The following is a 12,561-nucleotide window of genomic DNA, read 5'->3' as shown; positions in this document are numbered from 1 at the left end:
AAACGACGCGATTTTGCGCGCACATGGCACATGCGCGCGCGTTTGCGAAGGCGTGAGGTACCGAGCGTCCCGGGATCAGTAGGGTCGAAACAATGCACAGTGAATCCCAGCGATCGATGGTCGAGCCGTTCCACGTGATGGATGTGTTCGCCGCGGCGGCCGAGCGGGCGCGCACTCACGGCGACGTGCTCTCTCTTGCTGCAGGTCAGCCCTCGACGCGAGCGCCCGAGCCGGTACTGCGCGCCACCCGCGAGGCCCTGGACGCGCAGCTGCTCGGGTACACCGAGACGCTGGGCATTCTGCCGCTGCGTCGCGCGATTGCCGAGTACCACAGCGCGCGGTACGGTATCTCCGTCGACGCCGACGACGTGGTGATCACGACCGGGTCGTCGGGCGCATTCACGTTGCTGTTCCTCGCTGCGTTCGACGCGGGGGACACGGTCGTCATGGCCAGGCCGGGTTATCCGGCGTATCGAAACACGTTGGCGGCGTTGGGCTGTCGCGTCGTCGAACTGGATTGCGTCGAAGAGACCCGGTTCCAACCGACCGTCGCCATGCTCGAGGAACTGCCCGAGCCGCCCGCCGGGCTCATCATCGCGAGCCCGGCCAACCCCACCGGCACGATCATCGACCCCGACGAGCTCGCCGCGATCGCGCGCTGGTGCGACGAGCACGGAACTCTGTTGATCTCGGACGAGATCTACCACGGCATCGCCTACGGGGACGCGCGGACGTCCAGCGCCTGGGAGACCTCCAAGGAATCCGTCGCCATCGGATCGGTGTCGAAGTACTTCTCGATGACCGGGTGGCGTCTGGGCTGGATGCTGCTGCCGACGCGATTGCGCAGAGCCGTCGAACGATTGGCGTCGAACATGACGGTCTGCCCACCGGCGATCTCCCAGGTTGCCGCCATCGCGGCGTTCACCGAGGAGTCCCGCATCGAGCTGGATTCACATGTCGAGCGCTACGCCGTCAACCGTCGCATTCTGCTCGACGGTTTGCCGGCCATGGGGATCACCGACCTCGCACCGGCCGATGGTGCCTTCTACGTGTACGCCGACATCGCGCACCTGACCGACGAATCACGAAGTTGGTGTGCGCGAGTGCTGTCCGAGACCGGGGTCGCATTGGCACCGGGCATCGATTTCGACACCGTACGCGGGAACCACACCGTGCGATTCTCGTTCGCAGGCACCACGGCCGACGTCGAGGAGGCGTTGGAGCGCCTTCGTCGCAATTGAGTGTTTCCTCGTAGCAGACTACGAGGCAGGAGTGGAGCCTGCGGAACGACAGGAAGGCACGGCGCTCACATGCTGCGCAGCCGCTCCAGCGCCTCGGCGATATCGGCGGCATCGACGTCGCGGTGGGTCACGAAACGCACCTTGCCCGCGACGGTCACCGCGGCGATACCCGACTCGGCCAACTCGGTGACCGTCGATGCCGGGTCGGGAACCGTTGCGAGCACGATGTTCGTCTCCGGCTCGGTCACCTCCCAACCACGCTCGCGCAAACCGGACGCGAGGGTCGATGCGTTGGCGTGATCGACGGCCAGATCACCGATCCGATCCAACGCCACGAGCCCGGCCGCAGCCAGGACGCCACCCTGACGGACGCCGCCGCCCAACATCTTTCGTACACGCCGAGCCTCGTGAATCCTCGCGGAATCCGAGACCAACATCGAACCGACCGGCGCGCCGAGGCCCTTGCTCAGGCACACCTGCACCGTGTCCGCACCGGCAGCGAGCGAGGCGATCGGAACATCCAGAGCCACAGCGGCATTCCACAGTCGCGCCCCGTCCAGGTGCACCTTCAGTCCGCAATCACGGCCGGCGGCAACGAGATCCGACCACTCGTCCGCTCCGAACACGGTACCGCCTGCGAAATTGTGGGTGTTCTCGAGCGACAGCAGCGTGGTCCGCAGCGCGAAGTACGGTCCGTCGCCGCCGGCTTTCGCGCGCACCGTCGACGCGAGGGGACGGCCGGGCCCACCGTCGTGGGGTAGGGCGTCGGGCATTCCGCCCGCCAACCATGCGGCGGTACCGAGCTCGGACCCCAGCACATGGGCGTGCTCGGGTGCCAGGAATCGATCGCCGCGCTGCAGATGCAGCATCAGCGCGATGATGTTGCCCATCGACCCCGACGGCACCCACAGTGCCGCCTCGAATCCGAGCAGACCTGCAACGGCTTCTTCCAGTGCCGCCATCGTCGGATCGTGATCGAGGACGTCGTCGCCCACTTCGGCGTCGGCCATGGCTTTTCGCATGACCGAATCGGGTCGGGTGATGGTGTCGGAGCGGAGGTCGATCGTTCGATGTGCCACGAATACTGACAATTCCATAGCGCGAAAGCAGTCCGACGAACGGCCTCGAGCTGGCACGATGACTTGAATGTCCGCAGGTCCGACCGAGTCGCAGCACAAGGTGTCGGGTGCGACTCCGAAGGGGGTGCGCCGCCGGCAGGCACTGGCGTCGGCCGCTGCGGACCTTCTCGTCGAAGGCGGATTCGACGCGGTGCGGCACCGTTCCGTGGCCGCACGAGCCGGGCTCCCTCTTGCGTCGACCACCTACTATTTCGAGTCCCTCGGAGACCTGGTGGCCGCGGCGGTCGACGTCGTGGGCACCCGTGAGATCGATGTGATGCGCGGCCGCATCGAGGACGAGGGCAAGTGCTCGAACGAAATGGAGTCGACGGTCGACCTCATCGTCGACCTGCTGATCGGACCCCAGGACGGACACGAGCAGCTGATCGCGAGATACGAACGCTTCATCGCCTCGGCACGCCATCCCGAGCTACGGGAGGTTCAGCTGCGCCTACGCGCCCAGATCGACGACCTGCTCACCGACGTCCTGCGCCGGTCGGGTCGAACCGTGCAGGAAGAGCAGCTTCGACGACTCGTGGCGGTGGTGGACGGAGCCGTGGTGGGCGCGCTCAGCGAAGTGGACCCCGACCCCCGCCACATGGCCCGAAGCATGTTGCTGGCCGTCATCGACATCGTCGCACCGGCGGAACAGGTGCCGGCGGACTGACTGCTACCTAGCCGAGATGTTCGGCCCCGACTCGGCCCGGTCGGTCTCGCCGGAGTCTGCGTCGTGGATCGGTGGCACCTCGCACACGCCGTCCGTGCAGACGAGGCCGTGGTCGTCGCCGACGATCTCCAGAGGACCGCTCATGAGCCGGCAGCGGCCTTCTGCAGGACGTCGGCGAACACCGACGGGTCCTGAGCGCCGGACACACCGAACCGTCCGTCGATCACGAAGAACGGCACACCGTTGATTCCGTAGGCGATGGCCTGCTCCTTGTCCGCGCGCACCGCCGGCAGGAATTCCTCGGACTTCAGCGCCTCGACCACCTCGTCACGGTCGAGGCCGACCTCCGCGGCCAGGTCGGCGAGGTCATCGGTGCGGCCGACATGGCGCCCCTCCTCGAAATAGGCCGCCAGCAGGCGCTCCTTCATCTCGACCTGCTTGCCCTTCGACTTGGCGAAATGCAGCAGCTCGTGCGCCTTGACTGTGTTGGTGTGCTGCAGGGCGTCGAAGTCGTACGCGAGCCCCTCGCCTGCGGCCAGCTCGGTCATCTGCCCCAACATCTGCGTGACCTGGGCGGCCGGCATGCCTTTGTGGGAGACGAGAAAATCGACCTCGCTGCCGTCGAAGTCGACCGGTGTGTCGGGTGCCAGCTCGAACGAGTGGAACTCCACCTCGAGTGTCCCACCCCCGGCGGTGAATTCCGCGGCGCCTGCCTCGAAACGGCGCTTACCGACGAAGCACCACGGGCATGCGATATCGGACCAGATGTCGACCTTCACTGTTCGGCTCACGACGCCTCCAACAGCGGAATGCGCTGCGGTTATTCCACGCGGCGTCGACGGGCGAACGAGACGCGTGCACGAACGCGGGCGGTCGGTGGTGCAGTCCTTTCCGAAAGAGTGCAGTCGTCTTCCGAGGCCGACAACTGCGCCACGTAAGCTGGGTGCTCGTGAGCATCCCGAATGTCCTGGCCACCCGTTACGCGAGTCCCGAACTGGTGGAGCTGTGGTCTCCGGAGCACAAGATCGCCCTGGAACGCCAACTGTGGATCGCTGTGCTGCGCGCGCAGTCCTCCCTGGGAGTCGACGTACCCAACGCTGCGATTGCCGACTACGAAGCCGTCGTGGACCAGGTCGATCTCGCGTCCATCGCCGAGCGTGAGCGCGTCACCCGGCACGACGTGAAGGCACGCATCGAGGAGTTCAACGCCCTCGCCGGCCACGAGCACATCCACAAGGGGCTCACCAGCCGCGACCTCACCGAGAACGTCGAGCAACTGCAGATTCTGCGTTCACTCGAACACGTGCACGCGCACGGTGTCGCCGTCGCGAAACGGTTGGCCGAGCGCGCTGCCGAATACTCCTCCCTGGTGATGGCCGGCCGCAGCCACAACGTCGCAGCTCAGGCCACGACGCTGGGCAAGCGTTTCGCGTCCGCGGCGGACGAGCTGCTGCTGGCTCTGGCCCGGGTGCAGGAGCTGATCGCTCGTTATCCGCTCCGCGGAATCAAGGGGCCGATGGGCACCTCGCAGGACATGCTCGATCTCTTCGGCGGCGACTCCGCCAAGCTCGTTGCGCTCGAACGCATCGTCGCCGACCACCTCGGTTTCCGGCACACGCTCACCAGTGTCGGCCAGGTCTACCCCCGTTCGCTCGACCACGAGGTCGTCTCCGCGCTGGTTCAGATCGGTGCCGGACCGTCCTCGTTCGCCCACACCGTTCGCCTGATGGCGGGCCACGAACTCGTCACCGAGGGCTTCCAGGCGGGACAGGTCGGCTCGTCGGCGATGCCGCACAAGATGAACACTCGCTCGTGCGAACGCGTCAACGGCCTGCAGGTGGTGCTGCGCGGCTACGGCTCGATGGCCGCTGAGCTCGCCGGAGCGCAGTGGAACGAGGGCGACGTCTTCTGTTCCGTCGTGCGCCGCGTGGCGCTGCCCGACGCCTTCTTCGCCATCGACGGACTCATCGAGACATTCCTGACGGTGCTCGACGAATTCGGCGCGTACCCGGCCGTCATCGCCAAGGAACTCGACCGCTACCTGCCGTTCCTCGCGACGACCAAGGTGCTGATGGCTGCCGTGCGCGCGGGCGTCGGACGCGAAACCGCACACGAGGCGATCAAAGAACACGCCGTCGCGGTGGCGCTGGCCATGCGTGAGCAGGGACTGGAACCGGACCTGCTCGACCGTCTGGCCGCCGACGATCGCCTGCCCCTCGATCGCGCTGCCCTCGATGCGGCGCTGGCCGACAAGACGGCCTTCATCGGGGCGGCCGACGCCCAGGTCGCTGCCGTCGTCTCGGCAGTGGAGCGGCTGATCGCGAAATTCCCGGCCGGGGCGTCGTACACGCCGTCGCCGATTCTGTAGTCAGGAGAGGACGTCGGGCAGGTCGGCGACAGAGTCGATCACGTGGTCGGGTTCCATCGCGAACTCGTCCGTGATGCGTCGATCGAGCATGTCCTGACGGAACTTTCCGGTGCGCACGAGCACTCCCGTCATCCCGACGACCTGGGCGGCGAGTACGTCGTTGTCCAGATCGTCCCCGACCATGACGACGTCGTCCGGGTCGACGCCCATTCGCTCGGACGCCGTCCGGAATCCCAGCGGTGCAGGTTTTCCGATGGCCTTCGCGGTGTGCCCCGACGCCTGCTCCATACCGCCGAGGTACATGCCCGTGTCGATGCGCAGCCCGGCACCGGTGCTCCACATCAGCGATCGATGCATCGCAACGACGGGTATGCCTCGGCACAGCCAGTCGTAGACGCGGCTGAGCCGCTCGTGCGTGAACTCCGGGCCTGCGCCGCCGACGACCACGACATCGGGATCATCGGACGTCTCGTCGACGAACTCGATTCCCGGCATGTCGCCTGCGATCTCGCCGTTGTTGATCAGCACCACCCGCGCGTCGGGATAGTTCTCCCGGAGATGGTCCGCAGTGAGTGACGCGGCCGTGACGATTTCGTCCGAGTGCACGTCCAGCCCCACCTCGCGCAGTGCCGTAGCGATCTGCTCACGCGTCTTCGACGTCGTATTGGTCAGAAACGCGCGCGCAATGTCCTTGCTGTCCAGGTACTTCAGAGTGTCCGCTGCCCCTGGCACCGCCTGCCACGACGTGACCAGGACGCCGTCGATGTCGAAGAGAACCCCGCCGATGCTCATCGGCAAACAGTAGTCGGGTTACCGAACGCCTGCAGCCTCAGCCATCTCGTCCACGTAGGGTCGACAGCGCCTGATGGAGGCAGTGAGGAGCCGGCGATGGATGCACACCATGTCGCGCGCTGCGCCCGCCACATGGCTGCGAGTGCACTTCTGTCGTCGATGAGCGACCGAGAACTCGCGCGGGCAGTAGCGACGGCCGCTCCGCTCGGTGCAGGAATCGGCGGTCGCTCGATGGCGATGGACCTCGATGGTGACCGGGTCTTCGTCAAACGAATCCCCCTGACCGACATCGAGATGCTGCCGCAGAACATGTTCTCGACCGCGAACGTTTTCGGACTCCCGACGTTCTATCAGTACGGGTTGGGGTCGTCCGGTTTCGGTGCGTGGCGAGAACTCGCCGCTCACACCATGACGACCGAGTGGGTCCTCGGCAGGACCTTTTCAGGATTTCCGTTGATGCATCACTGGCGTATTCTCCCGGACTCGATACCCGAAGGATTCGTCGACGAATTCGGAGGCGTGGAACGCGCGGTGACCTACTGGGAGCGTTCGCCTGCAGTGCGGAGTCGTTTGAAGGCGATCGGCGAGTGCACGCACAGTGTGGTGCTGTTCCTGGAGTACGTGCCACATACCCTCGCCGAATGGATTGCCCTGCAACACAACAATTCCGACACCGACGACGATTCGATGTATTTCTGGATGGAGGACGCACTCGCTCGCGGAACTGCTTTCATGAGTGCGCATGGTCTCGTCCACTTCGATGCTCACTTCGCCAACATTCTGACCGACGGGCAGCAGCTCTACTTCGCGGATTTCGGACTCGCCCTGAGCTCGAGCTTCGACTTGTCGATGCGCGAGTCCACGTTTCTCGCCCGCCACCTGTCGTACGACAGTGTCTACTGCGCCGGGCATTTGCTTCGGTGCGTGATCGCCGAGAAGTTCACCGGGACCGAACGCGCCGAATTTCCGGACACTTGGATCGGACGTGCACGTCCCGATGGCGTCACGTCGGACCTCGCCGCACTGATCGATCGCCACGTTCGTCCGACAGCCCTGCTGAATGCCTTCCATCGACGCCTCGTCAGCGATAGCAAAGAAACGCCTTTCCCGATGGAAGAAATCGAGAGGGAGCGAAAGCCCTAGAGTCGGTGACTGTGAACCCTTACACGATTTTCGCCGAGATCATTGCCGGGACGGCCGAGGCGTCGCGCGTCCACGAGGACGAGACAGCGGTTGCGTTCATGGACATTCGCCCGCTCACCAGCGGACATGTGTTGGTGGTGCCCCGGCAGCAGTTCCGGACATTGGCGGAGTTGCCACCCGAGATCGGGGCGCACCTGTTCGTGGTGGGGCAGAAGGTGGCCGCCGCTGTGCGAGCGAGCAACCCGCGTGTCGCCGGCGTCAACTTCTTTCTCGCCGACGGCACGGTGGCCGGTCAGGAAATCTTCCACGTGCACCTGCACGTCATCCCCCGGATGATCGGCGACGGCTTCGGGCTGCGGGCTCGGCCGTCGTCGCCGCAGCGATCCGAACTGGACAGGCAGGCCGCCGAGATCGCCGCGGCTCTCACTCGGCCGTGACCTTCTGCGCCTTGGACAGTGCGTCGGCGTAGATGTCGATGGTCTTGGTGTACCGGCTGTAGCTCTTGTTGGCGCCGTAGTCCCACAGCACCATCTGCTGGTTGTCGACGGCCGAGATGGCGTCGAAGCCGGGGTAGCGGCCGGGAATGTCCGCAAGCTTCACGTCGGCAGCGTTGGCGACGTCGTGGTAGACGAACGCCACGTCGGCGTCGACGGTCGATACGTTCTCCCACGACACCTTCTTCCAGTACCCGTCGTCGGTACCGTCGGGGGTGTACATCTTCAGTCCCCAGCGTTGGTAGTCGCCGAAGTCTGGGTCCGCAGACGGATCGAGTACGTACGCGACGTCGAGTGGCCAGACTCCGACGCCGGTGAGGTCCTGGCGTTCGGAAGCAACCTTCTCGAAATTCGCGACGGCAGCGTCGTATTCGGCCTTGATGTCTGCCAGTTGTGGGGTGTCGAGGTCGACTCCGAGTGAGGACGCGAGCCCCGCGTAGTTCTCGATGGTCTTTGCCGTCGATGTCGTGTCCAAGGTGACTCCCAGGGTGGGAGCGAGCTGATCGATGGTGTCGGCCTCGGACGAATCGGCCGTGGTGGTCAGCTTGCCGAATTGCCCGAATCGAGGGTTGAACTCACCGACGACCAGATCCGGGTCGAGGCTCGCAGCCTTCTCGAAATCGAATGTCCCCCAGCTCTCGCCGACCGATTCGATGCCGGACAGGTCGGAGCAGCTCAGAATGGGGCTGGTGCTCATCGGCGTCGTCGACCAGATGGCGACGGGTTTGATTCCGTACGACATCAGCGCTGCGGCGGATTCCTCGTCGGCGATGATTCTGGTCGGTTGCGACTCGAGCGAGATGGTCCGACCGCGGCCGTCGGTGTAGGTGAACGGTCCTTCTTCTCGATCGACTGTGTCGACGCGGTCGTTCTCGCTGCACGCGGCCGGGTTGGCGTTCAGGTCGACGACCTGGGTGCCGTGGTCTTCCAGGTCCGTGTCGTTGCTGCTGCACGCCGATGCAGCAAGAAGAACCAGGACCGCGACGCCTCCGACGAGTGCGTGCTGTCGGGATCCGAAGTGGCCCGTCCTGTGGTTGTGGTGGGAAATCATGAGTCACTTCCGTTGTGGGTCTGCCGGTCCGATGTCCTGGGCGGGTGGTGCAGGTCCGACCACTCCTCCGGGCGGACAGATGTTAGCCTGCTGAGGGTCGACTAAGCGAGGGTAGCCTTTCCTTATGCATCTGGGTGGCAAACCTCCTGGCCGCGACCGGTACGACGCACAGCAGCCGATCGAAGGGGATGCACCGAATGGATCAGCAGGGAACAGGGCTCGACGAACTGCGAACGTCGGTCGCAGAGCTGATCGGCTCCGAGCCCGACGCTGTGCCGGTCGATGCGAACCTGTTCGAGTTGGGGCTGGAATCGATCGTGCTGATGCGGTTGGTCGGTAGGTTTCGCAAACAGGGCAGTGCGGTGACGTTCGCCGACCTCGCGGCGCAGCCGACGATATCGGCGTGGTGCGAATTAGTCGGTGCCGCAGACGAACCGGCACCCCGGGCACCCGTCCCCGAGGCGGTAACGGCCGCGCGCACGCTCGACACGGACAGCTTCGATCTCGCTGTACTGCAGCATGCCTACTGGATCGGCCGCAGCGCTGAGCAGCGGTTCGGTGGTGTCTCGCCGCACCTCTACACCGAGTTCGACGGCAGCGCAGTCGATCCCGATCGACTGCGTGTAGCACTCGAAGCCGTGGCCCGCAGGCACGACATGCTGCGGGCTCGGATCACCGACAACGGACAGCAGGTGATCGAGTTCACGCCAGGGTGGCGCGGGTTGACGGTGCACGATCTGCGGAGCGAGGACGACGCAACGGACGAGCTGGAACGAACTCGTCAACGCCTGACGCACCAGATGCTCGACATCGAAGCAGGAGAGGTGTTCTCGGCCGATCTGTCGTTGCTCCCGGACGGTCGAACGCGACTGCATCTCGACATGGACATGATTGCGGGCGACGCCGTCAGCTTCAGAATCCTGGTCGCAGATCTGGCCAAGGTATACGACGGACAGGTGCTTCCCACCGTCGATTACAGCTATGCGCGCTACCTCGCCGACCGCCCGCAGGATCGCCGCGAGGCGCGGGCGCAGGCACAGCGATACTGGACCGATCGACTCGAGGCTCTGCCCGGTGCACCCACTCTGCCTCTGCTGGAACATCATTCGGGATCTCCGTCGGCGACCAGGCGGTCGTTTCACCTCGATGCGCAGAACTATTCGCTCTTGCAGTCGCGGGCTCGCGCACATGGCGTCACCCCGGCGGTAGCGGTGGCATCGGCGTTCGCCGAGGTGGTCGGGGCCTGGTCACGTGAGCAGCGATTTCTGCTCAACGTTCCGATGTTCGACCGCGCCCCGACGCACCCCGCTGTCGGTGCCCTCGTCGGCGACTTCTCGTCCTCGGTCATGCTGGACGTCGATCTGAGCGAGAACCTGTCGTTCGCCGAGCGGTCCCGGCAACTGAGGGCTCGACTGCACGAGGATGCCTCGCACGTCGACTACTCCGGAGTCGAGGTTCTCCGTGACCTCGGCCGTCGTCGGGGAGAACCGGTGCTCGCGCCCGTGGTCTTCACCAGTGCGCTCGGGTTGGGCGAGTTGTTCGACGCCCGCGCGCGGGAGATTTTCGGGGACCCGGTGTGGATCATGTCGCAGGGACCGCAGGTCGTACTGGACGCCCAGATCACCGAGCTCGACGGCGGCGTGCTGGTCAACTGGGACATTCGCGAGAACGAGTTCCTGCCAGGGGTTTCCGAGGCGATGTTCGACGCCTTCGAGGCGCTGGTTCGCGGACTCGTCGTCGACGGTGACACCGTGTGGTCGGAACCGGTGGGTCGGCTGGTTCCGCCGCGTCAGCTGGTCTCACGAACTCCGTCGGCCGATGTGCCCCGAACGGACGCGTCGCAGGCAGCCGGGAACGAGTCCCTGCACCGCGCCTTCTTCGATCACGCGTTGCAGAATCCCGATGCGGTGGCGCTCGAGTGGGGCGAGAACGAGTCGATGACGTACGGCGATCTGTGTGACCGAGCGCTGAGAGTGGCTGCGACACTGAAGGATCGAGATGTGGCAGTGGGCGACACCGTAGGGGTGACGCTGCCGAAGGGGCCCGATCAAGTGGTCGCCGTTCTCGGTGTGCTCGCCGCGGGCGGGGTGTACGTCCCGATCGGCGTCGACCAACCGGCGAGTCGCGCTGCTCTGATCGCGCGAAAAGCAGGGTTCGCGGTGACGATCGGAGGATCGGGTGGCGACGGCCTCGCGGTGTCCGACGCGGTCCTCGCTGACGCTCTGCCCGCCCCACATCTCGGACCCGACACCGCTCCCGCGTACATGATCTTCACCTCCGGTTCGACGGGGGAGCCCAAGGGTGTGGTCGTGTCGCATCGTGCGGCGATGAACACGATCGGCGACTTGGTTGACCGATTCGCGCTGGACGAGCGCTACCGCCCGTTGTGCCTGTCCGAGTTGGATTTCGACCTCTGCACGTTCGACCTGTTCTCGGTATTCGCCGCCGGGGGCAGCGCCGTGCTCGTCCAGGAGCACGAGCGCAAGGATCCGCAGCGGTGGGCCGCTCTGATTCGTGGGCATCGAGTCACGGTGATCAGCTGCGTACCGCCGCTGCTGGACATGATCCTCTCCGCCGGTGAGGATCTGGGTGACTCGCTGCAGGTCGTCATGCTCGGCGGCGACAAGGTCGGTGTCGATCTCTACCGCCGACTGAGGGCAGCCGTTCCGGAATGCCGATTCGCCGGACTCGGCGGCGCAACCGAAACGGCCATCCACAACAGCATCTGCGAGGTCGTCGAGGTCGATCCGCACTGGCGTACGGTGCCGTTCGGACTGCCGCTGCGTTCGATGGCGTTGCGGGTCGTCGATGCGCGTGGGTATCCGGTGCCGGACTGGGTGCCCGGCGAGCTGTGGGTGGCAGGAACAGGATTGGCCGACGGTTACCTGGACGACCCCGAGCGCACGAGCGAACGCTTCGTCGAGGTCGAGGGATATCGCTGGTACCGCACCGGCGATCTGGTTCGCTACGGCACGGACTCGATGGTGGAATTCGTCGGCCGCGTCGACAATCAGATCAAGATCAACGGGTTTCGCATCGAGCTGGGAGAGATTGAGTCGGTCCTGGTCGGCGATCCCGACGTAGCCGCCGCCGCGGCAGTTGTCGATCGCTCGGGCGCTGCGGTGGTGATGGCAGCGGTGGTGCTCGGCGATTCCGACGCAGATTCCGACGAGACCGTCGCGGGCATCACCGCCAGGGTTGCCGACCGTTTGCCTGCCCACATGGTGCCGGACCGGATGGTGGCACTGCGGGCCCTGCCGCTGACCGTCAACGGGAAGATCGATTCGGCGGCAATCGTCCGACTGTGCCGGGCGGCAGGTGATACCGAGCGGGCCAGGGCTCGTGTCGCGCCTCGAACTCGACTCGAGGGTGCACTCGCCCTGATCTGGCAGAGCGTGCTCGGTGCCGAGGAGGTGGGAGTCACCGACACCCTGTTCGCGCTGGGCGGCGACTCAGTGCTCGCGACCACCATTGTCGCTCGAATTCGCGCGGCCTTCGACATCACCTCCGTCACGGTGAGGATGCTGTTCTCCGCGCCGACCGTGTCGGGTCTGGCGGAGTCGATGATCGCAGCCGAAGGTGACGCCGAACTGCTGGAGGCGACCGCAGAGATCTACGTATCGATCGAATCCATGACGGAGGACCAACTGCTGGCCGCACTCGACCACCAGCACACCCCCTGAATCG

The 12,561-nt window shown here is 65.4% G+C and carries 11 protein-coding genes; 6 read left to right on the top strand and 5 right to left on the bottom strand.

The features are described from left to right. Window positions 1-92 precede the first annotated feature (92 nt). A complete protein-coding gene (locus CH306_RS04375; protein ID WP_094645745.1) occupies window positions 93-1,241 on the top strand; it encodes a pyridoxal phosphate-dependent aminotransferase in 1,149 nt (382 codons plus the stop codon). A gap of 65 nt (window positions 1,242-1,306) precedes the next feature. On the opposite strand, the gene CH306_RS04370 is transcribed toward CH306_RS04375, so the two are convergent. Next, window positions 1,307-2,320 (bottom strand): threonine aldolase family protein, encoded by a 1,014-nt coding sequence (locus tag CH306_RS04370; protein ID WP_256981028.1) that lies wholly within the window; start codon window positions 2,318-2,320, stop codon window positions 1,307-1,309. Window positions 2,321-2,387: 67 nt separating this feature from the next. Between CH306_RS04370 and CH306_RS04365 the strand changes: the two genes are divergently transcribed. After that, window positions 2,388-3,026, top strand: coding sequence for a TetR/AcrR family transcriptional regulator (locus CH306_RS04365; protein ID WP_045196709.1), 639 nt, complete (start codon window positions 2,388-2,390; stop codon window positions 3,024-3,026). A 3-nt stretch (window positions 3,027-3,029) separates the two neighbouring features. On the opposite strand, the gene CH306_RS28970 is transcribed toward CH306_RS04365, so the two are convergent. Both CH306_RS28970 and CH306_RS04360 read right to left on the bottom strand, forming a co-directional pair. Further along, a complete protein-coding gene (locus tag CH306_RS28970) occupies window positions 3,030-3,170 on the bottom strand; it encodes a hypothetical protein (RefSeq protein ID WP_155290808.1) in 141 nt (46 codons plus the stop codon). Beyond that, window positions 3,167-3,817, bottom strand: a complete 651-nt coding sequence (locus CH306_RS04360) for a DsbA family oxidoreductase (protein ID WP_094645743.1) — start codon at window positions 3,815-3,817, stop codon at window positions 3,167-3,169. Before CH306_RS04360 ends, CH306_RS28970 begins: the two co-directional genes overlap by 4 nt. A gap of 158 nt (window positions 3,818-3,975) precedes the next feature. Here CH306_RS04360 and purB point away from each other — a divergent pair, with 158 nt between their 5' ends. After that, entirely contained in the window at window positions 3,976-5,394 is a 1,419-nt protein-coding gene (gene purB, locus CH306_RS04355) for an adenylosuccinate lyase (protein ID WP_045200318.1), read from the top strand. Here the strand turns inward: purB and CH306_RS04350 are convergent, their stop codons facing one another. Then, the gene (locus CH306_RS04350; protein WP_032395946.1) at window positions 5,395-6,186 is read right to left on the bottom strand and encodes an HAD-IIA family hydrolase; all 792 of its coding nucleotides are present in this window, start codon (window positions 6,184-6,186) and stop codon (window positions 5,395-5,397) included. 96 nt (window positions 6,187-6,282) lie between these two features. On the opposite strand from CH306_RS04350, the gene CH306_RS04345 reads away from it, so the two are divergent. Further along, complete coding sequence (locus tag CH306_RS04345; RefSeq protein WP_094645742.1) at window positions 6,283-7,329, top strand: hypothetical protein; 1,047 nt, start codon at window positions 6,283-6,285, stop codon at window positions 7,327-7,329. Between the two features lie 11 nt (window positions 7,330-7,340). Further along, a complete protein-coding gene (locus CH306_RS04340) occupies window positions 7,341-7,766 on the top strand; it encodes an HIT family protein (RefSeq protein WP_045196704.1) in 426 nt (141 codons plus the stop codon). Here the strand turns inward: CH306_RS04340 and CH306_RS04335 are convergent. Continuing rightward, the gene (locus CH306_RS04335; protein ID WP_094645741.1) at window positions 7,753-8,874 is read right to left on the bottom strand and encodes an ABC transporter substrate-binding protein; all 1,122 of its coding nucleotides are present in this window, start codon (window positions 8,872-8,874) and stop codon (window positions 7,753-7,755) included. The genes CH306_RS04340 and CH306_RS04335 overlap by 14 nt on opposite strands. A gap of 197 nt (window positions 8,875-9,071) precedes the next feature. On the opposite strand from CH306_RS04335, the gene CH306_RS04330 reads away from it, so the two are divergent. Further along, entirely contained in the window at window positions 9,072-12,557 is a 3,486-nt protein-coding gene (locus CH306_RS04330; protein ID WP_094645740.1) for a non-ribosomal peptide synthetase, read from the top strand. Window positions 12,558-12,561 lie beyond the last annotated feature (4 nt).

The organism is Rhodococcus sp. 15-725-2-2b (assembly GCF_002259075.1).
GTDB lineage: Bacteria > Actinomycetota > Actinomycetes > Mycobacteriales > Mycobacteriaceae > Rhodococcoides.
The sequence above is the reverse complement of the archived record's forward strand: the minus strand, read 5'-3'. Positions and strand labels throughout refer to the sequence as shown.

Bases quoted from the DNA above. Each gene is read 5' to 3' on its own strand.
- CH306_RS28970 (WP_155290808.1), bottom strand. From the start codon at position 3,170: ATGAGCGGTCCTCTGGAGATCGTCGGCGACGACCACGGCCTCGTCTGC.
- CH306_RS04365 (WP_045196709.1), top strand. From the start codon at position 2,388: ATGTCCGCAGGTCCGACCGAGTCGCAGCACAAGGTGTCGGGTGCGACT.
- CH306_RS04375 (WP_094645745.1), top strand. From the start codon at position 93: ATGCACAGTGAATCCCAGCGATCGATGGTCGAGCCGTTCCACGTGATG.
- CH306_RS04345 (WP_094645742.1), top strand. From the start codon at position 6,283: ATGGATGCACACCATGTCGCGCGCTGCGCCCGCCACATGGCTGCGAGT.
- CH306_RS04335 (WP_094645741.1), bottom strand. From the start codon at position 8,874: ATGATTTCCCACCACAACCACAGGACGGGCCACTTCGGATCCCGACAG.
- CH306_RS04350 (WP_032395946.1), bottom strand. From the start codon at position 6,186: ATGAGCATCGGCGGGGTTCTCTTCGACATCGACGGCGTCCTGGTCACG.
- CH306_RS04330 (WP_094645740.1), top strand. From the start codon at position 9,072: ATGGATCAGCAGGGAACAGGGCTCGACGAACTGCGAACGTCGGTCGCA.